16 protein-coding genes and 1 pseudogene are annotated in these 19,769 nt (G+C 57.3%); 5 read left to right on the top strand and 12 right to left on the bottom strand.

Annotated features, from left to right (window positions below; translation table 11 throughout):
- Positions 1-317 precede the first annotated feature (317 nt).
- The 5 genes from mnmE to rpmH form a co-directional block, all read right to left on the bottom strand.
- The gene (gene mnmE / locus BLR16_RS24140) at positions 318-1,688 is read right to left on the bottom strand and encodes a tRNA uridine-5-carboxymethylaminomethyl(34) synthesis GTPase MnmE (RefSeq protein ID WP_074809026.1); all 1,371 of its coding nucleotides are present in this window, start codon (positions 1,686-1,688) and stop codon (positions 318-320) included.
- 78 nt (positions 1,689-1,766) lie between these two features.
- A complete protein-coding gene (yidC, locus tag BLR16_RS24145; RefSeq protein ID WP_074809028.1) occupies positions 1,767-3,458 on the bottom strand; it encodes a membrane protein insertase YidC in 1,692 nt (563 codons plus the stop codon).
- A 2-nt stretch (positions 3,459-3,460) separates the two neighbouring features.
- Positions 3,461-3,706: a membrane protein insertion efficiency factor YidD gene (yidD, locus tag BLR16_RS24150; RefSeq protein ID WP_003367836.1), complete on the bottom strand. Its 246-nt coding sequence runs from the start codon at positions 3,704-3,706 to the stop codon at positions 3,461-3,463.
- Positions 3,699-4,100: a ribonuclease P protein component gene (gene rnpA, locus BLR16_RS24155; protein WP_002551314.1), complete on the bottom strand. Its 402-nt coding sequence runs from the start codon at positions 4,098-4,100 to the stop codon at positions 3,699-3,701. Before rnpA ends, yidD begins: the two co-directional genes overlap by 8 nt.
- A 16-nt stretch (positions 4,101-4,116) precedes the next feature.
- Positions 4,117-4,251: a 50S ribosomal protein L34 gene (gene rpmH, locus BLR16_RS24160; protein ID WP_002551315.1), complete on the bottom strand. Its 135-nt coding sequence runs from the start codon at positions 4,249-4,251 to the stop codon at positions 4,117-4,119.
- A gap of 584 nt (positions 4,252-4,835) precedes the next feature.
- Between rpmH and dnaA the strand changes: the two genes are divergently transcribed.
- From dnaA to gyrB, 4 genes are read left to right on the top strand one after another with little or no spacing between them, the layout of a single operon-like run.
- Positions 4,836-6,371, top strand: coding sequence for a chromosomal replication initiator protein DnaA (gene dnaA / locus BLR16_RS24165; protein ID WP_054082286.1), 1,536 nt, complete (start codon positions 4,836-4,838; stop codon positions 6,369-6,371).
- A gap of 38 nt (positions 6,372-6,409) precedes the next feature.
- Positions 6,410-7,513 carry a DNA polymerase III subunit beta gene (dnaN, locus tag BLR16_RS24170; RefSeq protein ID WP_003367826.1) on the top strand — a complete coding sequence of 368 codons (1,104 nt, stop codon included), beginning with the start codon at positions 6,410-6,412 and terminating at the stop codon, positions 7,511-7,513.
- 22 nt (positions 7,514-7,535) lie between these two features.
- On the top strand, positions 7,536-8,639 hold the full coding sequence (recF, locus tag BLR16_RS24175; protein ID WP_044310549.1) for a DNA replication/repair protein RecF: 1,104 nt from the start codon (positions 7,536-7,538) through the stop codon (positions 8,637-8,639).
- A 4-nt stretch (positions 8,640-8,643) separates the two neighbouring features.
- Complete coding sequence (gene gyrB / locus BLR16_RS24180) at positions 8,644-11,061, top strand: DNA topoisomerase (ATP-hydrolyzing) subunit B (RefSeq protein ID WP_003432737.1); 2,418 nt, start codon at positions 8,644-8,646, stop codon at positions 11,059-11,061.
- A 54-nt stretch (positions 11,062-11,115) separates the two neighbouring features.
- Here gyrB and BLR16_RS24185 read toward each other — a convergent pair whose 3' ends face one another.
- Genes BLR16_RS24185 through BLR16_RS24195 form a run of 3 tightly spaced genes read right to left on the bottom strand, consistent with a single transcriptional unit; the run spans position 11,116 to position 14,077 of the window.
- Positions 11,116-12,003, bottom strand: coding sequence for a transporter (locus BLR16_RS24185; protein ID WP_074809030.1), 888 nt, complete (start codon positions 12,001-12,003; stop codon positions 11,116-11,118).
- Between the two features lie 27 nt (positions 12,004-12,030).
- A complete protein-coding gene (locus BLR16_RS24190; protein ID WP_074809031.1) occupies positions 12,031-13,065 on the bottom strand; it encodes a phenylacetaldoxime dehydratase family protein in 1,035 nt (344 codons plus the stop codon).
- 1 nt (position 13,066) lies between these two features.
- Complete coding sequence (locus BLR16_RS24195) at positions 13,067-14,077, bottom strand: nitrilase (protein WP_058398190.1); 1,011 nt, start codon at positions 14,075-14,077, stop codon at positions 13,067-13,069.
- A gap of 167 nt (positions 14,078-14,244) precedes the next feature.
- On the opposite strand from BLR16_RS24195, the pseudogene BLR16_RS24200 reads away from it, so the two are divergent.
- Positions 14,245-15,204 (top strand): annotated as a pseudogene (locus BLR16_RS24200) (helix-turn-helix domain-containing protein).
- Between the two features lie 157 nt (positions 15,205-15,361).
- Here the strand turns inward: BLR16_RS24200 and BLR16_RS24205 are convergent.
- The 4 genes from BLR16_RS24205 to glyQ all read right to left on the bottom strand — a co-directional run bounded on the left by BLR16_RS24205 (position 15,362) and on the right by glyQ (position 19,751).
- Complete coding sequence (locus tag BLR16_RS24205; protein ID WP_003432732.1) at positions 15,362-16,132, bottom strand: lysophospholipid acyltransferase family protein; 771 nt, start codon at positions 16,130-16,132, stop codon at positions 15,362-15,364.
- A 65-nt stretch (positions 16,133-16,197) separates the two neighbouring features.
- On the bottom strand, positions 16,198-16,740 hold the full coding sequence (gene gmhB, locus BLR16_RS24210) for a D-glycero-beta-D-manno-heptose 1,7-bisphosphate 7-phosphatase (RefSeq protein WP_003367814.1): 543 nt from the start codon (positions 16,738-16,740) through the stop codon (positions 16,198-16,200).
- A gap of 12 nt (positions 16,741-16,752) precedes the next feature.
- Positions 16,753-18,807 (bottom strand): glycine--tRNA ligase subunit beta, encoded by a 2,055-nt coding sequence (gene glyS, locus BLR16_RS24215; RefSeq protein WP_065348745.1) that lies wholly within the window; start codon positions 18,805-18,807, stop codon positions 16,753-16,755.
- A complete protein-coding gene (gene glyQ, locus BLR16_RS24220) occupies positions 18,804-19,751 on the bottom strand; it encodes a glycine--tRNA ligase subunit alpha (RefSeq protein WP_074809034.1) in 948 nt (315 codons plus the stop codon). Before glyQ ends, glyS begins: the two co-directional genes overlap by 4 nt.
- Positions 19,752-19,769: the final 18 nt, after the last annotated feature.

Below are 19,769 nucleotides of genomic sequence, written 5' to 3' on the forward strand. Positions count from 1 at the left end.
TGAGGGGTTTGGATAACCGTCTTGAGCCTGTTGATAAGATAGCCACTTGTCCACAGGGGCATTTATCTTCAGGTTTGCACCCTGCTTACCCACCGAGCTAAAGGGCAGTTATTCACAGGGCTTAATCCACAAAAAACCGGCTCTTCATCAAAAATCAGGCACAGAAAATCCTTCCCTCAGGCATTTCTGTTGGTCAGATTCAGGTGTCGAAGCAAAGTTAAAGGAGGAAAAAGCCGAGTATGTGGATAACACTCCAGCTGAAAGAGGCGTCTCGTGGTACTTGAAGGCATGACCCAGGCCGGGCCATGCCTGAAGGTTTACTTGCCGATGCAGAAGCTGGAGAAGATTCTGCCAAGCAGGTCGTCGGAACTGAATGCGCCGGTGATCTCGCCAAGCGCTTGCTGTGCCTGACGCAGGTCTTCGGCCAGCAGCTCTCCGGCCCCCGCCAGGGTGAGTTGAGCTCTGCCGTGTTCCAGAGAGTCACTGGCATGGCGCAGCGCTTCAAGGTGACGTCGACGCGCGCTGAAGCTGCTTTCCGAGGTTTGTTCATAGCCCATGCAGGCCTTGAGATGCTCGCGCAACAGTTCGAGCCCTTCGCCACCAGACCTGGCGCTCAGGCTGATGGTGACGTGGCCATCTACACTGGTTTGCAGATCGACGGGGTCTCCACTCAGATCTGCCTTGTTGCGTATCAGCGTGACTTTCGACGGGTCCGGGCGCTGCTCGAGGAATTCCGGCCACAGTGCGAACGGGTCTGCTGCCTCCGGAGCGGTCGCATCCACCACCAGCAGAATCCGGTCAGCTTCGCCGATGGCCTTGAGTGCGCGCTGCACGCCGATCATTTCCACCTGGTCTTGAGTATCCCGCAGCCCTGCAGTGTCGACGACGTGCAAGGGCATTCCGTCTATGTGGATATGTTCACGCAGTACATCGCGGGTTGTGCCGGCGATCTCGGTGACAATTGCCGCCTCCCTGCCCGCCAAAGCATTCAGCAGACTGGATTTGCCCGCATTGGGGCGTCCGGCAATCACTACGGTCATGCCGTCGCGTAACAGGGCACCCTGCCCGGCTTCACGCAACACTGTGGATAACTCGGCACGTACGTCATCGAGCATGTTCAGAACGTGGCCATCGACAAGGAAGTCGATTTCCTCTTCGGGGAAGTCGATTGCAGCTTCCACATAGATGCGCAGGCTGATCAATTTCTCGGTCAAGTTATCCACACGCCGCGAAAAAGCACCCTGCAAAGAGCGCAGTGCATTGCGCGCTGCCTGTGCAGAACTCGCCTCGATCAGGTCGGCAATGGCTTCTGCCTGGGCAAGATCCAGCTTGTCATTGAGAAAGGCGCGCTCACTGAACTCGCCCGGACGAGCCAGTCTGCTGCCCAGTTGCAGGCAGCGCTGCAGCAGCATGTCCAGAACGATGGGACCGCCGTGGCCCTGAAGTTCCAGCACGTCCTCGCCGGTGAACGAGTTGGGTCCCGGAAAATACAGCGCGATCCCTTCATCGAGTACCTGTCCGGCATCATCGACAAAAGGTCCGTAATGGGCAAATCGTGGCTTGAGGGTCCGACCGATAATGGCTTCGGCGGCCCTGCCCGCCAGAGGACCTGACACCCTGACAATACCAACACCGCCCCGCCCCTGGGCTGTGGCGATGGCGGCAATGGTTTCACGAGGAACGTTCATGCTCCGGCTCCCGGACAAATGACGGATAGCAAAACGCCCCACGAGGGGGCGTCTTGTAGAACTTATTCACAGGTTAGATCAGACAGCTGCTTTCTTGGTAGCCGCTTCGATCTTGCGAGTGATGTAAGCCTGCTGAGCGATCGACAGGGTGTTGTTCACAACCCAGTACAGAACCAGACCGGCAGGGAACCACAGGAAGAAGAACGTGAAAATGATCGGCATCATTTTCATGACCTTGGCCTGCATCGGGTCCGGCGGAGTCGGGTTCAAACGCTGCTGGATGAACATGGTCGCGCCCATGATGATCGGCAGGATGAAGAACGGGTCCTTGATCGACAGGTCGGTTATCCACAGGATCCACGGTGCCTGACGCATTTCCACGCTTTCCAGGAGTACCCAGTACAGCGAAAGGAAAACCGGCATTTGTACAAGAATCGGCAAGCATCCACCCAGCGGGTTGATCTTCTCTTTCTTGTACAGCTCCATCATTGCCTGGGACATCTTCTGACGATCATCGCCATGCTGCTCTTTCAGCAATGCAAGCTTCGGAGCCACGGCGCGCATGCGTGCCATCGACTTGTAGCTGGCTGCGGAAAGCGGGAAGAAAAGGCCTTTGATCAGCATGGTCAGGACAATGATCGACCAGCCCCAGTTGCCGAGGATGGCGTGGATATGTTGCAGCAGCCAAAAGATAGGCTGGGCAATGAACCACAGGAAACCATAATCGACGGTCAGCTCCAGACCTGGGGATAACTCTTTGAGTACCGCCTGGCTTTTCGGACCTGCATACAGGGTAGCGCTGGTTTCACCTTGTGCACCGGGTGCAACCGAGAGAGTCGGGCTGGTGAAGCCGATGATGTAGTTGCCCTGGCTATCTTTGCGGGTCTGAACAGCGTTGGTGGCATTGTGATCGGGAATCCACGCAGTCACGAAGTAGTGCTGCAGCCATGCAACCCAACCGCCCTGGACAGTTTCCTTGACCTGGCCCTTGTCGATATCTTTCATCGACACTTTCTTGTACGGCTCGGCCGCAGTCCACAGGGCAGCGCCCAGGTAGGTAGCGGTGCCAGTAGCAGTCGTCGAAGAAGGATCGGAGCTGGCATCGCGCTTCAATTGCGCGAACAAATTACCGGACCAGGGTTGTGCGCTCTGGTTATCCACAACGTAAGTCATGACCAGATCGTACAGACCGCGCTTGAAGATGAAGCGCTTGATGTAATTGACGCCGTTTTCCGAGAATTTCAGATCCACGACCATCGCGTCCTGGCCATCAGCCAGTTGATAAGTCTTTTGTGTGGAGGTGTAAACCGGACGACCGGCAGCGCGTGCATCCGGACCATTGGTCCCGGTCAGGCCGCTTTGTGCCAGAAAAGTACGCTCGCCGCCGTTGTCGAACAACTGGAACGGAACGTCAGGACGATCCTGACGACGCGGGTACAGAGGCAAACGAAGCTGAACGACGTCGCCACCCACCGGATCGATCGCCAGATCGAGCACATCGGTCTTGACGTGGATAAGGTCTTTGCTGGCTACGGCCGGAGTTTCAAGAGGTGCTGCAGCCGTATTGGCAGTAGCGCTTGCGCTTGGAACATCGGCACTTGCAGAACCATTAGTACCAGCGGCCGTGTCCGGAATACCCGGTGCGGTGCTGCTGGCTGCAACATTCTGGGTCGGCATGGCAGCCTGGCCATAGTCTTGGTTCCATTTCAGAACCCCGACGTAGGTCACGATTGCCAGGGCGACGATCAGGATCGTGCGTTTAATATCCATGATTACTCGGCCATCGAAGAAGAACGGGAGGTGGGGATAGCTGGAACCGGGTCATAACCACCGGGATTCCATGGGTGACAGCGACCAAGACGACGAATTGACAGCCAGCCACCGCGCAAAAGGCCATGATTTTCGATGGCTTCATACGCGTAGCAGGAGCAACTGGGGTAGAAACGACAGTGACTGGCCATCAGCGGGCTAATGGCATAGCGATAGAACTGGATCGGAACGAGTGCCAGTTTACGCATCTGGACTGTCTACCCCTGCAGGTTCGGATTTTTCTTCCGGAATGGGTCGGCTACGCGCCAGACGTTTCCAGAGCTTGCCGAAATGCTGAATCAGTTCAGGGTTTTCTACGTCACCCAAGCCTTTGCGCGCGACGATAACGATATCCCAACCGACCAAACTGTCTTGGTGTTGGCGAAATGATTCGCGCATCAGGCGTTTCAAACGATTGCGCTCGACGGAGAGCTTCACGCTCTTTTTACCTATCACAAGCCCCAGGCGGGGATGATCGAGGTCGTTGTTGCGCGCAAGGAGCAGGAGATTTTTCCCCGGAACCTTGCCGGTAGGGGAGTCAAAGACTGCCTTGAAATGCCGGGGAGTGAGCAAACGCTTTTCCCGACTGAAGTCTCGACTCACCTCCTGTGCCGATTTATCAAACTGCCAGACGCTTACGGCCTTTGGCACGACGACGCGAAAGAACTGCGCGGCCGTTTTTGGTGGCCATGCGTGCACGGAAACCGTGGGTGCGGGCGCGCTTGATAGTGCTGGGTTGGAAAGTACGTTTCATGGCGTGTTACCTGGTTCGTCCACTACGGGCCGGAATGGCCCCCGTTTTAAGAGACCGGGGATTCTAGAGAAAGCAGGCTCGCAGGTCAATTTCCAACCAGCTTTTCTTCATAGGCATCTTTTTATAGCTGGGCGCCCTCTTCCTTTCGTTCACCGCTACGCTAACCCGCTCCGGTTATAGAAATAAAAAGAAGAGAGTATTTAAAGCTTCTTTATAAAGCTTATAACTCTTACGCAGCGCCTTTCTGTGGATAACATCTTACAGCCCTTGTTATTCAATGTGTACAGAGGTCAGAAAGGTTGTCGAGAAGCGGTGCCCTGCCTGTGCCGGACCTTCGGAAAAGCTGTGCATGGAACTCCTTTTTATCCACAGGCGAGTTATGCACAGAGTTTACGCCTGACTTATGCAATGGGCTGAAGATGGGTTATCCACAGAGCTTATGTGTTGACCGTTTGTCGTCTGCTTCATTCATAAATCGTTGATTTATAGCTCTCTGTGAGCAACCTACATGTGGATAAGTCGCCTCTGGGTCGTTACAATGGCGGCTGTTTTTGCCTCACCGGCTTTCAACTCAGGGGATATCCGTGTCAGTGGAACTTTGGCAGCAGTGCGTGGAGCTTTTGCGCGATGAGCTGCCTGCCCAGCAATTCAACACTTGGATCCGTCCGCTACAGGTCGAAGCCGAAGGCGACGAGTTGCGTGTGTACGCACCAAATCGTTTTGTTCTCGATTGGGTCAACGAAAAATACCTCGGTCGTTTGCTTGAGCTTCTCGGCGAACACGGTCAAGGGATGGCCCCTGCTCTTTCCTTATTAATAGGAAGCAAGCGCAGCTCCGCACCCCGTGCCGCTCCGAATGCGCCATTGGCCGCCGCAGCGTCCCAGGCACTGTCTGCCAATTCGGTCAGCAGCGTCTCGGCACCGGCTCCTGCCACGGCTGCTCCGGTTGCTGCCGTGGCGACGCCGGCACCTGTTCAGAACGTTGCAGCACACGACGAGCCGTCGCGTGACAGCTTTGATCCGATGGCAGGTGCCAGCTCGCAACAGGCGCCCGCTCGCGCAGAACAGCGTACCGTTCAGGTAGAAGGCGCGCTCAAGCACACCAGTTACCTGAACCGTACGTTCACGTTCGAGAATTTCGTCGAGGGTAAGTCCAACCAGCTGGCACGCGCTGCGGCCTGGCAGGTTGCCGACAACCCCAAGCATGGCTACAACCCGCTGTTCCTTTATGGCGGTGTCGGTCTCGGTAAAACTCACTTGATGCACGCAGTAGGTAACCACCTGCTGAAGAAGAATCCGAATGCCAAGGTCGTGTACCTGCATTCGGAGCGCTTCGTCGCAGATATGGTCAAGGCCTTGCAGCTCAATGCAATCAACGAGTTCAAGCGTTTCTACCGTTCAGTCGATGCACTGCTGATCGATGACATCCAGTTTTTCGCCCGCAAGGAACGCTCGCAGGAAGAGTTTTTCCACACGTTCAACGCGCTGCTGGAAGGCGGACAGCAGGTCATTCTGACCAGCGACCGCTATCCCAAGGAAATCGAAGGCCTTGAAGAACGACTCAAGTCGCGTTTCGGCTGGGGCCTGACGGTTGCCGTCGAGCCTCCGGAGCTGGAAACCCGCGTCGCGATCCTCATGAAAAAAGCAGATCAGGCCAAGGTCGATCTGCCTCATGACGCAGCGTTCTTCATTGCCCAGCGCATTCGCTCCAACGTCAGAGAGCTGGAAGGTGCGCTCAAGCGCGTCATCGCTCACTCGCACTTCATGGGCCGCGACATCACCATCGAGCTGATTCGTGAGTCGCTGAAGGACTTGCTGGCGTTGCAGGACAAGCTGGTCAGTGTGGATAACATTCAGCGCACCGTCGCCGAGTACTACAAGATCAAGATCTCCGATCTGCTGTCCAAGCGTCGTTCCCGCTCTGTCGCCCGGCCTCGCCAGGTCGCGATGGCGCTCTCCAAGGAACTCACCAACCACAGTCTTCCGGAAATCGGTGACGTGTTTGGTGGCCGTGACCACACGACCGTCTTGCACGCGTGCCGAAAGATCAACGAGCTCAAGGAATCCGATGCGGATATCCGCGAGGACTACAAGAACCTGCTGCGCACTCTGACTACGTGATAACGCCAGTGCAGCTCATCAAGGCAAGGGACTAGACCATGCATTTCACCATTCAACGCGAAGCCCTGTTGAAACCCCTGCAATTGGTCGCCGGCGTCGTCGAACGCCGCCAGACCTTGCCGGTTCTTTCCAATGTGCTCCTGGTCGTAGAAGGTCAGCAACTGTCGCTGACCGGTACGGATCTGGAAGTCGAACTGGTTGGCCGCGTCCAGCTGGAAGAGCCCGCCGAACCTGGAGAGATCACGGTTCCTGCGCGCAAGCTCATGGACATTTGCAAAAGCCTGTCCAACGACGCGCTGATCGATATCAAGCTCGACGACTCGAAGCTGATCGTCAAGGCGGGGCGTAGCCGGTTCACCCTGTCTACCTTGCCCGCCAATGACTTCCCGACCGTCGAAGAAGGCCCGGGGTCGCTGACGTTCAACCTGGTGCAGAGCAAACTGCGCCGCCTGATCGAGCGCACCAGCTTTGCAATGGCCCAACAGGACGTTCGTTACTACCTCAATGGTATGTTGCTGGAAGTGAGTGCGGGCATCTTGCGCGCCGTGGCTACCGACGGCCATCGTCTGGCGATGTGCTCGATGTCTGCCGATATCGAACATGCTGATCGTCATCAGGTGATCGTTCCACGTAAAGGTATTCTCGAAATGGCGCGCCTGCTGACCGAGCAGGACGGTATGGTCAGCATCGTTCTGGGTCAGCATCACATCCGTGCGACCACTGGCGAATTCACTTTCACCTCCAAACTGGTGGATGGCAAGTTCCCTGACTACGAGCGCGTGCTGCCTAAAGGTGGTGACAAGCTGGTGCTCGGTGATCGTCAGGCACTGCGTGAGGCGTTCAGCCGGACGGCGATTCTGTCCAACGAGAAGTACCGTGGCATCCGTCTGCAACTGGCCAGTGGTCAATTGAAGATTCAGGCCAACAACCCCGAGCAGGAAGAAGCGGAAGAGGAAATCAGCGTCGAGTACAACGGTGACTCGCTGGAGATCGGTTTCAACGTGAGCTACCTGCTTGACGTGCTGGGCGTCATGACGACCGAACAGGTGCGTTTGATTCTGTCCGACTCCAACAGCAGCGCCTTGGTGCAAGAGTCCGATAACGACGATTCCGCCTACGTCGTCATGCCGATGCGTCTGTAACTTCATGTCCAGCGCAACCTAGATGTCTCTTAGTCGCGTCTCGGTCACCGGGGTGCGCAATCTGCACCCGGTGACCCTCTCCCCCTCCCCGCGTATCAATATCCTCTACGGCGCTAACGGCAGTGGCAAAACCAGCGTGCTGGAAGCTATCCATCTGCTGGGTATCGCCCGCTCGTTTCGCAGCAGTCGCTTGCTGCCCGTCATCCAGTACGAGCAGCCTTCATGTACGGTCTTCGGTCAGGTCGATCTTGCACAAGGTGGACACAGCAATCTGGGTGTTTCACGCGATCGCCAAGGTGAGTTCCAGATTCGTATCGACGGGCAGAACGCCAGAAGCGCTGCCCAGCTTGCGGAAATTCTGCCGCTGCAGCTCATCAACCCTGACAGCTTTAGACTGCTAGAAGGCGCGCCGAAGATACGCAGGCAATTTTTGGATTGGGGAGTGTTCCACGTGGAACCTCGCTTTATGGCCACGTGGCAGCGCCTGCAGAAGGCCCTCAAGCAGCGAAACTCGTGGCTTCGGCATGGTACACTTGACGCCGCTTCACAGGCGGCATGGGACCGTGAGCTGTGCTCGGCGAGTGACGAGATCGACGAGTTCCGCCGGGCGTATATCAAGGCATTGAAGCCAGTCTTTGAACAGACTTTGAGCGAACTTGTCGAGCTTGAAGGTTTGACCCTGAGCTACTACCGGGGATGGGACAAGGAAAAAGAGCTAAGTGCAGTGCTCGCCTCTTCCCTCCACCGCGATCAGCAAATGGGCCACACCCAGGCCGGACCACAGCGAGCTGACCTGCGCCTTAGATTAGGCGCGCATAATGCGGCAGATATTCTGTCTCGCGGTCAGCAAAAGCTGGTGGTCTGTGCACTGCGTATTGCTCAGGGACATCTGGTCAGCCAGGTCCGTCGAGGCCAGTGTATTTACCTGGTAGATGATTTGCCCTCCGAACTGGATGACAACCATCGACGCGCACTTTGCCGCTTGCTGGAAGAATTACGCTGCCAGGTGTTTATCACCTGTGTAGATCAAGAATTTTTGAGGGAAGGCTGGCAGACGGAAACGCCAGTCGCTTTGTTCCACGTGGAACAAGGCCGTATCACCCAGACCCACGACCATCGGGAGTGATTGCATGAGCGAAAACCAAACGTACGACTCGTCCAGCATTAAGGTGCTGAAAGGACTTGATGCCGTACGCAAGCGTCCCGGAATGTACATCGGTGATACAGACGATGGCAGCGGTCTGCACCACATGGTGTTCGAGGTGGTTGATAACTCGATCGACGAAGCATTGGCAGGCCATTGCGACGACATCAGCATCATCATCCATCCAGACGAATCTATCACCGTGCGCGACAACGGCCGCGGTATTCCGGTAGACGTGCATAAAGAAGAAGGCGTGTCGGCAGCCGAGGTCATCATGACCGTGCTCCACGCTGGCGGTAAGTTCGATGACAACTCCTACAAGGTATCCGGCGGTTTGCACGGTGTAGGTGTATCTGTTGTTAATGCCCTTTCAGAAATTCTGTTGCTGACGGTTCGTCGCAGCGGCAAGATCTGGGAGCAGACTTACGTGCACGGTGTTCCACAGGAACCGATGAAAATCGTCGGTGAAAGTGACACCACGGGCACCCAGATCCACTTCAAGCCTTCCGCTGAAACGTTCAAGAATATCCACTTCAGCTGGGACATCCTGGCCAAGCGGATTCGCGAACTGTCCTTCCTTAACTCCGGTGTCGGCATTGTCCTCAAGGACGAACGTAGCGGTAAGGAAGAGCTGTTCAAATATGAAGGTGGTCTGCGTGCATTCGTTGAATACCTGAACACCAACAAGACGCCGGTCAATCAGGTGTTCCACTTCAATATTCAACGCGACGACGGCATTGGTGTCGAGATTGCGCTGCAGTGGAACGACAGCTTCAACGAGAACCTGCTGTGTTTCACCAACAACATTCCGCAGCGTGATGGCGGTACTCACCTGGTGGGTTTCCGTTCTGCGCTGACGCGTAACCTGAACAACTACATCGAGCAGGAAGGTCTGGCCAAGAAGCACAAGGTCGCGACCACCGGCGACGATGCGCGTGAAGGTCTGACTGCGATCATTTCGGTCAAGGTGCCTGATCCCAAGTTCAGCTCGCAGACCAAGGACAAGCTGGTTTCCTCTGAAGTCAAAACGGCTGTCGAACAGGAAATGGGCAAGTACTTCTCCGACTTCCTATTGGAAAACCCGAACGAAGCCAAAGCAGTTGTCGGCAAGATGATCGACGCAGCCCGTGCCCGGGAAGCTGCGCGCAAGGCGCGTGAGATGACTCGTCGTAAAGGCGCGCTGGATATCGCTGGCCTGCCCGGCAAACTGGCGGACTGCCAGGAAAAAGACCCTGCCCTCTCCGAACTGTACCTGGTGGAAGGGGACTCTGCTGGCGGATCAGCCAAGCAGGGGCGTAATCGTAGAACCCAGGCCATCCTGCCGCTCAAGGGCAAGATCCTGAACGTTGAAAAAGCGCGTTTCGACAAGATGATCTCTTCGCAGGAAGTGGGCACCTTGATCACTGCGCTGGGCTGCGGTATTGGCCGTGAAGAGTACAACATCGACAAGTTGCGTTATCACAACATCATCATCATGACCGATGCTGACGTCGACGGCTCGCACATCCGTACCCTGCTGCTGACCTTCTTCTTCCGTCAGTTGCCCGAGCTGATCGAGCGTGGCTACATCTACATCGCTCAGCCGCCACTGTACAAGGTCAAGAAAGGTAAGCAGGAGCAGTACATCAAGGACGACGAGGCCATGGAAGAATACATGACCCAATCGGCCCTTGAAGACGCCAGCCTTCACCTTAGCGAATCGGCTCCGGGTATCTCCGGTACCGCGCTGGAGAAGCTGGTCAATGACTTCCGCATGGTCATGAAGACGCTCAAGCGCCTGTCGCGTCTGTACCCACAGGAACTGACCGAGCACTTCGTCTACCTGCCGCCGATCACGCTTGAGCAGCTGTCTGATCACGAGGGCATGCAGGCCTGGCTGGCACTGTTCGATGCGCGTCTGCGTACCGGTGAGAAGTCAGGTCTGGTCTACAAGGCCAGCCTGCGTGAAGACCGTGAACGTAACGTCTGGCTGCCAGAGGTCGAACTGATCTCCCACGGCCTGTCGAACTACGTCACTTTCAACCGCGACTTCTTCGGCAGCAACGACTACAAGACCGTTACCGCTCTGGGCGCGCAGATCAGCACGCTTCTGGAAGAAGGTGCCTACGTGCAACGTGGCGAGCGCAAGAAGCCCGTCACCGAGTTCAAGGAAGCCCTTGCCTGGCTGATGGCCGAAAGCACCAAGCGCCACACCATCCAGCGCTACAAAGGTCTGGGTGAGATGAACCCGGACCAACTGTGGGAAACCACCATGGACCCGAGTGTGCGTCGCATGCTGAAAGTGACCATCGAAGACGCCATTGGCGCTGACCAGATCTTCAACACCCTTATGGGTGATGCGGTCGAACCACGCCGTGACTTCATTGAGAGTAATGCGCTGGCAGTGTCCAACCTGGACTTCTGATGAGCGTATGAGCAAACATCAACCCCGGCGAAAGCCGGGGTTTTTGTTTGTGCTCTAAAACAGTTTCGCCAGTCGCAGATTCAAACGTGCCTTCTCCCGGAACCCCTCCTCCACTTCCAGATCCTTGCCGAGTACCGCCTGGACCTGAATCGTCGGGGTCAGCATATGAGTAGCACTCAAACGCAGATAGGCAGTGCTCAGCCGATCATCCTGGCTGACGCCACCCACCCGGTTTTCACCGCCATCGATATAACCCCCACCCACGGCAAACCGGGTTTGCGGCGAAAGGTTGTAGCTCAGGTAAGCCTGGTATTCGTAACGGGCCTTCTGTTCCAGTGTATTACTGCCTGGACCGTAATCATCGTTATGGCTGAACCATGACACATCCGCAGCGGTGTCCAGCGCCCATCTTGCATTGAAATGGTGGATATAGGCAGCTTGCAACAAGAGCCGCCAGCGGCTTTCACCCAGATTGAGTGCGTCGTCGTTTTCGTAACTGCCGGTAGGCAAATAAAGGTAAGGCGCCACGGAAAAGACATCCTTATTGTCGGTGGCCAAGGTCCACTTTACCGGTGCGCCTAGAATCAGATCACCAGTGCCGGTAGTCTGGCCAAGTGCGCTTGCCTCACCACCAGCCTTCAGATGTCCATAAGGCAGGATGAACTGTGGCTCTATCACCGCGTTGTTGCCCAGCGCAAACGAGTGGATATAGCGAAGCAGGCTGACATCGGTCTTGAGCCGAAAATCGTCCGAGACCTTGTGACCGTTGCTGTAGAAGTCCGAGCTTTCGGCATGCTGTGCATAAACCAGCAAAGCGTTCATGCCGGCAGGTAGCGGCTCATAATCGCCTGCGGTGATTTCCAGCGCATGGGTGGTGGTCGACCAACACGGCAAGGTAGAGATGGCCAGCGCTGAACGGGTAATCAGGGTGAGTCGTTGCATGATCTGCTTCCTCAAGGATGATGCGTATCAGCGGCTGAGCAAGCCACTGCCCGGATGGCAGTTGAGGTATTCGAAATACTGGGCCTCACTGGGGATCACTGCGATCTCGTGGTAGAGGCGCAACTGGACCTGAAAGTTAAGGGTCTGTACGTACTGCATGAAGCCGCCGAAGATCGCCACATGAGTGGGATGAGTCTTTGCCCAGCGCTCCAGGTTACTCAGGTCATCGAACCAGGCGAGGCCAAAACTCTTCTCCAAGGGTTCGCCGGTGTCGCTGTCCAGCGCTTGCATGAAGCGACAGCTCAGGCAGCCGACAGTGGCGCCTTCGTCGCGCAGAAACGTCATGCCGCGCTGTAGCACGGGTTGTATGTCGTTCAGATACCTATCGCGTTCCTGTCCGGTGGTGCTGCTCCAGTCCTGTCCGGATCGAATCAGGCACAGGTTATCGCGCCCCGACATACGCACCCTGCCGACGCACAGCGCGTTCGCACTGGAAGGATTGCTGCTGCCTGTCAGTGCATCGGTCTGGGCCAGAGGGATGCGATCGCGGGAACTGCCCCAGTACGCGTGTTCCTGAATAGGTTCACTCATGTGACTGGCCAGATGCGTAACGCCTTCAGGTACATCCGGCGCGGAAAACAATGTTTCGAAACGCTCGGCACTCGGGCAGACGACCTCGAGGAACCATCCCAGTGGGCCGGTTTCACGAGCCGGGTCTTGCCACCAGTGCGCGAAACCCGAGCTGTTGCGCCACTGATTGAAAGCGTCCACGTCGTGCCAGTAAGCGATGGCTATGCAGGTATGGAAACCATCGGCGTCCACGCAACGTGCGCTGTCCCAATACCGCGGTCCTGAGTCGCTATCGAACCGAGTGGTTATCGCTGCCAGTTCTGGCAGACCTACCGGATGCAAGGACTGGACGCCGAAATAAGCCATCACCACCTGCCCTGCCAGCGGATCGAAACGCGCGGACCATGCAGGAAAAGGTGGTTGATACCCCTCGGGCAGATTGCTGTTCAGCTTACGCGGCTTGCGCAGATGTTCAGGAATGGCTGAATGCATGTCACACCTCCAGCGCGATGTCAGGCTGAAGCAACTCGATGCACTCGCTGCTGATCGGCAGGCCTGGTAGATCGACTACACATGGGGTGGGATTCGGATTGAACATCAGACGAGTGACGTCGGGACGTGAGTAATGTCCAGTCGGGTCGGCTGCTACCTTGGCGAAGGTCAATGCGGCTGGATCAAGTGTTGCGTAGAGCAGGCCTTCCTCATGTTCGCCCAGCGGAGTTGCCAGATCACTTCCGTCCGGACCGAAAATGCGTGCGTGCCCGCCACCGGCCTGCAACAGGCTGCGCTTGGCGTCACTGTCGCAGAGCATCTCGATCATTTCAGAGGAAACGATTGCACAGGGTGCGAGGACGAAGCACTGCCCCTCTGCGGCATAAACCCGCGAAGCCGCAGTATTGACCTCAGGCCCCAAGGCGCTTGTGGCATTGCGGTACAGGCTGAAGCTCGGCCAGGCGGCGACGTGGATCTGTTCGTTCTGCGCATACATGGCGTACTTGGAAAGCGGTTGCAGGTGCTCCCAGCAGCAAAGCGCGCCCAGAACGCCGACAGGCGTTTCAAACGTACGCAATGAGGCGCCGTCGCCTTCGCCGAACATCGTACGTTCTACATGGGTAGCCTTGAGCTTGCGACGCACGCCAACCGTTTCACCGCGATCGTCGATGATCCACTGACCTATATACAGCGACGCTTTGTGTCGCTCGCTGTAACCCAGCACCACATAGAGACCGAGATGGCGAGCCGCATCGCTGATACGCCGGGCCTGGGCGCTGTCCAGTACCAGAGACTGCTGGTGATAGCGCTGCACCAGTGGCATGTTCCAGGCCGGTGCGTCCAGCCACAAAAACCACGGATAGCCCGGAATCCACGTTTCGGGGAATGCAATCAGGCGGGCTCCGGCGGCTGCCGCCTGCTCCATCAGGGCGATGGTCTTGTCTACGGTGGCGTCCAGATTCAGGAATACCGGCGCGGCCTGTACACAGGCGACTTTCAAGGGCTCTTTCATCGTCAAAAACTCAAGTGGCTGTTGGATGGCCACAGGCTATGGGCTTTTCTGGCGACGGTATTAGGACGAAAAGGAACGGCTTTTTGACTGGAACGGACAGGCCGACAGGAATGGTTTCAGACTTGCATGGCGGTTGGCTTGACGCATCGAAATGCAGGTTGAACGCGATGAGCATTTATTTCGACACAAACAGTATTGCTGTGCAGGAACGAGCAAAGTTCTGGCAGGAAGTGGTGTGCAGTACCTTCGTGCCGCTGGAATGTGCCTTCTCGGATCGACAAAATTTCCACGGTCGTTAGCGCTCGCACAGCATTGCAGGACTGGCCTTGGTAGAGGTGCAGGCCTGCAGTCAGACAGTCGTCCGAGATACCTCGAGTATTTCGCGTAGTGACGACGAGTTCGTATTGGTGAGTCTGGCGCTTGAAGGCCGGGCGCAGGTTTCTCAAGAGGGGCGCGAAGCGCTATTGGAGGTCGGCGACTTTGCCATCTACGACACTCGTCGCCCCTACCGGCTGCACTTCGACAGTGCTTTCAGACAGACTGTGGTGCAAATCCCGCGCAACAGCCTGCAGCAGCGTCTGTGTAATCTGGAGTATCTGACTGCGTTATCACTGTCTCGCGATGACCCGCTCAATGGACTGGTCTTCGACTTTTTTACCGGCCTGGCTGCACTCGAGAACCGGGTAGGCGAATCACAACAGGCGCGGATAACCGAACAAGGGCTGGACTTGCTGGCAATGGCGTTGTCCGAACGGGTCGAAGGGCAGGCACAAGGTTCAAGACGCAGTGGCTTGCTGCTGCGCATCAAGGATCATATCCAGGCCAACCTGGCAGATACAAAACTGTCTCTGGCCAGTGTCAGCGTCCGGTTCGGAGTCAGTACGCGCTATATCAGCAGCTTGTTTCAGGATGAACAGACCTCGTTCGGACGTTACCTGCTGGCCTCTCGGTTGCAACGCTGCGCCAGTGACCTGCGCGAGCCATTACTCGCCAATCGACAGATCAGTGAGATCGCCTGGCGTTGGGGATTCAGTGATGTCGCTTACTTCAGCAGAGTCTTCCGCCAGCGCTTCGGAGTGCCTGCACGGCAATATCGGCTTGAGGCTTCACCGACGCGTTGCGCATAAAAAAACCGACCTTTTAAAGGTCGGTTTCTGATACATCATCAAAACTTATGCACGTTTTTCCGGTTTTTATAGCCTGAAAAAATATGTATATGAATTAGCAGGTTAGATCGTCTTTTTGCGCGGTTTCAAAAAAACCGTACACAGGTTATCCACAAAATCACGCCGGGACTTTTTCGGGAGTTGCAACAGGTACAGCAGGCGAGCCCATCGCCCGTTGCGTATCCTCATTCCAGGTCTGAACGCGCTCATTCAACGCAGCGATGGCACGTGGGCCTGAGCCCTCTGCGTACATCGGCTCGCCGATCACCACGTGAATGGTGCCTGGCTTTTTCGCCCAGCCGTCGCGAGGCCAGTACTTGCCTGCGTTGTGCGCGACCGGCAGCACAGGCAGATCAGCGTTCACTGCCAGTGCAGTACCGCCGCGAGAGAATTTGCCGACCTGGCCGTAAGGCACGCGTGTGCCCTCCGGGAAGATCAATACCCAGACGCCATCCTTGAGCAACTCGTCGCCCTTCTTGGCAATCTCCCTGAGTGCGGCTTTCGGGTTTTCGCGGTCAATGGCGATCGGGCGCAGCATTGCCATCGCCCAGCCAAAGAACGGCACATACAGCAGTTCACGCTTGAGGACCTGGCTCATCGGCTCGAAATACGCCGACAGAAAGAACGTCTCCCAGGTGCTCTGGTGGTTGGAGATGATCACGCAGGGGGTTTTCGGTACGTTTTCGGCGCCAGTCACTTCTACCTTGATGTTCAGGAACACCTTGGTCAGCCAGATGGCGCAGCGGCACCAATAGACGTTAATGAAGCGATAGCGGGCTTTGAACGGCAGAAAAGGCGCAATGAAAAAACTCAACGTGCACCACAACAGCGAGCTGGTGCCCAGCAACAGGTAGAAGAAGAAGGTCCTGATTGCCTGCATGATCGACATAGTTACGTTTACCGTACGGGCAGGTGCCCGCTCCTTGAGCGTCCTGAACCTGAAGAGCTGACTGTTCAGTGAGCGCTGTTGTGGATAAGTTCTGCGGCAACTGCCGCCAGATCGTCAAAAATCAACGTGCCTGCCGGCACTCCGCCTTCCATCGTCTTGCGGCCTTTGCCGGTCATCACCAGCACAGGCTGAGAATCGACGGCTTGTGCGGCCTGCAGGTCACCTTTGCTGTCGCCCACGAACCAGAGACCTTTGAGGTCCACGGTGTAATGACGGGCGATAGCCTGCAGCATCCCGGGTCTGGGCTTGCGGCAGGTACAGCCATCGTCTGGCCCATGCGGGCAATAGACGATCAAACCGACCTCGCCACCCTGCTCTGCCACCAGCTTGCGCAAGCGCACGTGCATGGCATCCAGAGTGGCCAGATCATAATAACCTCGGGCAATGCCGGACTGGTTGGTGGCAACGGCCACCGTCCAGCCGGCCTTGCTCAGCGCTGCGATAGCTTCGATCGAGCCAGGAATGGGCAGCCACTCCGCCACCGACTTTATGTAAGCGTCGGAGTCATGATTGATCACGCCATCCCGGTCAAGTATCAGCAGTTTCACAGCGACTCCTTGTCAGCCCAGCAACGAGATGTCGGCGACGCCGAGGAACAGACCGCGCAAACGCGACAACAGGGCATAACGGTTGGCACGCACGTTGGCGTCTTCCGCGTTGACCATCACGGCTTCGAAAAACGCATCGACCGGCTCACGCAACATCGCCAGACGCGCCAGCGATTCGCTGTACTGACGCTCGGCAGCCATCGGCTGGATCGCGTGATCGGCCTGCTGGATGGCCGAGTACAGCGAGAACTCGTTGGCGTTGTCGAAATACTTGGGCTCGACGGTCTGGGCAATGCTGCCCTCGGCCTTGCTCAAGAGGTTCGATACACGTTTGTTCACTGCGGCCAGTGCTGCGGCCTGTGGCAGTTTGCGGAAGGTTTGGACTGCCTGGACGCGTTGATCGAAATCCAGCGCCGAAGCCGGTTGCAGGGCACGCACCGAAAGGTACACCGCCACGTCGACGCCTTCGTCTTCATAGCGCGCACGCAGACGATCGAAGATGAAGTCGAGCACCTGTTCCGCCAGACCGGCTGGCTTGATCTTCGCGCCGAACTGCGTGACGGCGAACTTCACCGTTTCGATCAGGTTCAGATCGAGCTTCTTCTCGATCAGGATACGCAGGATGCCCAGTGCCGCACGACGCAGTGCATAGGGGTCCTTGCTGCCGGTAGGCAGCATGCCGATCCCGAAGATGCCAACCAGCGTGTCGAGCTTGTCGGCAATTGCCACCGCAGCACCGGTCAGTGTGGTTGGCAGTTCGGCACCTGCGCCACGCGGCATGTACTGCTCATTGAGCGCCAGTGCGACATCTTCAGGCTCGCCGTCGGCCTTGGCGTAGTAGTAACCGGCAATGCCCTGCATTTCCGGAAACTCGCCGACCATCTCGCTCGACAGGTCGCACTTGGACAGCAGACCGGCCCGCGCAGCACGCTGGGCGTCGCCGCCGATGCGGGGGGCGATGTAAGCGGCCAGTTTCGACACACGCTCGGCCTTGTCGAACACGCTGCCCAACTGCGCCTGGAACACGACGTTCTTCAGGCGATCGTTGAAGGTTTCCAGCTTCTGCTTCTTGTCCTGCTTGAAGAAGAACTCGGCGTCGGTCAGGCGTGGACGAACCACCTTCTCGTTACCGGCGATGATCTGTGCCGGGTCCTTGCTCTCGATGTTGGCCACGGTGATGAAGCGCGGCAGCAGCTTGCCGTCGACATCCAGCAGGCAGAAGTATTTCTGGTTGTCCTGCATGGTGGTAATCAAGGCTTCCTGAGGGACTTCCAGGAAGCGCTCTTCGAATGAACACACCAGCGGAACCGGCCATTCGACCAGACCGGCCACTTCGTCCAGCAGGCTTGGCGGCACGATGGCGGTGCCTTCCTGTTGGGTGGCCAGCTCGTCGACGCGCTTGCTGATGATCTGCCGACGTTCGTTGAAGTCGGCCAGCACATGAGCGGCGCGCAGGTCGCTGAGGTAACCGGCAGGCGAAGAAATGCGCACGTCTTGCGGATGATGGAAGCGATGACCGCGCGAATGACGACCCGCGCTCTGGGCGAGGATCGTGCAGTCCACCACTTGATCACCGAACAGCATCACCAGCCACTGGGTCGGCCGCACGAACTCTTCCTTGCGAGCACCCCAGCGCATGCGCTTGGCAATCGGCAGGTCGTTCAGCGAGTCTTCGACGATGGTCGGCAACAGGGACGTGGTTGGCTTGCCGAGGATAGTCTGGCTGTAACGCAGTTTCGGACCGCTCTGATCGATTTCGCTCAGGTCGACGCCGCACTTCTTGGCGAAGCCCAGGGCGGCCTGAGTCGGGTTACCATCGGCATCGAACGCTGCCTGACGCGGCGGGCCGTCGAGGTTGACGCTGCGATCCGGTTGTTGCGTGGCCAGTGCGGTAATCAGCACGGCCAGACGACGCGGTGCTGCGTAGACCTGCTTGGCGCTGTAGGTCAGACCTGCGCCTGTGATGCCTTTTTCAATACCGGCGAGAAACGCATCGGCCAGCGAGACGAGGGTCTTGGGTGGCAGTTCTTCGGTGCCCAGTTCGACCAGAAAATCTTGAGCACTCATTGCGCTGCCTCCAGCTTGGCCAACACTTCATCGCGTAGATCGGGCGGCGCCATCGGGAAGCCGAGACGGGCGCGGGCCTGCAGGTAGGCCTGAGCCACCGAACGGGCCAATGTGCGTACGCGCAGGATGTACTGCTGACGCGCCGTCACGGAAATCGCGCGACGGGCATCCAGCAGGTTGAAGGTGTGCGAGGCCTTGAGGACCATTTCGTAGCCGGGCAATGGCAGCTCCAGCTCGATCAGGCGTGCGGCTTCGCTTTCGTAGAAGTCGAACAGCTCGAACAGTTTGTCGACGTTGGCGTGTTCGAAGTTGTAGGTCGACTGCTCCACCTCGTTCTGGTGGAACACGTCGCCGTAGGTCACTTTGCCGAACGGACCGTCAGCCCAGACCAGATCGTAGACCGAGTCCACGCCCTGCTGGTACATCGCCAGACGCTCAAGGCCATACGTGATTTCGCCGGTGACCGGGTAGCACTCCAGGCCACCGACCTGCTGGAAGTAGGTGAACTGCGAGACTTCCATGCCGTTGAGCCAGATCTCCCAGCCCAGACCCCAGGCGCCCAGCGTCGGCGATTCCCAGTTGTCTTCGACGAAGCGCACGTCATGCACCAGCGGATCGAGGCCGATGTGCTTGAGCGAGCCCAGGTACAGTTCCTGGAAGTTATCCGGGTTCGGCTTGAGAATCACCTGAAACTGGTAATAGTGCTGCAGGCGGTTCGGGTTTTCGCCGTAGCGGCCGTCAGTCGGGCGACGGCTTGGCTGTACGTAAGCGGCGTTCCAGGTTTCCGGGCCTACGGCGCGCAGAAACGTGGCAGTGTGGAACGTGCCGGCGCCTACTTCCATATCGTAGGGCTGAAGTACCACGCAACCTTGTTCTGCCCAGTATTGCTGGAGGGCGACGATCAAGTCTTGGAAGGTACGCACGGCTGGCGTAGGCTGGCTCACAAATTTCACCTGTGCTGG

The sequence above is a fragment of the Pseudomonas sp. BS3767 genome, from assembly GCF_900099665.1.
Classification (GTDB): domain Bacteria; phylum Pseudomonadota; class Gammaproteobacteria; order Pseudomonadales; family Pseudomonadaceae; genus Aquipseudomonas; species Aquipseudomonas cerasi.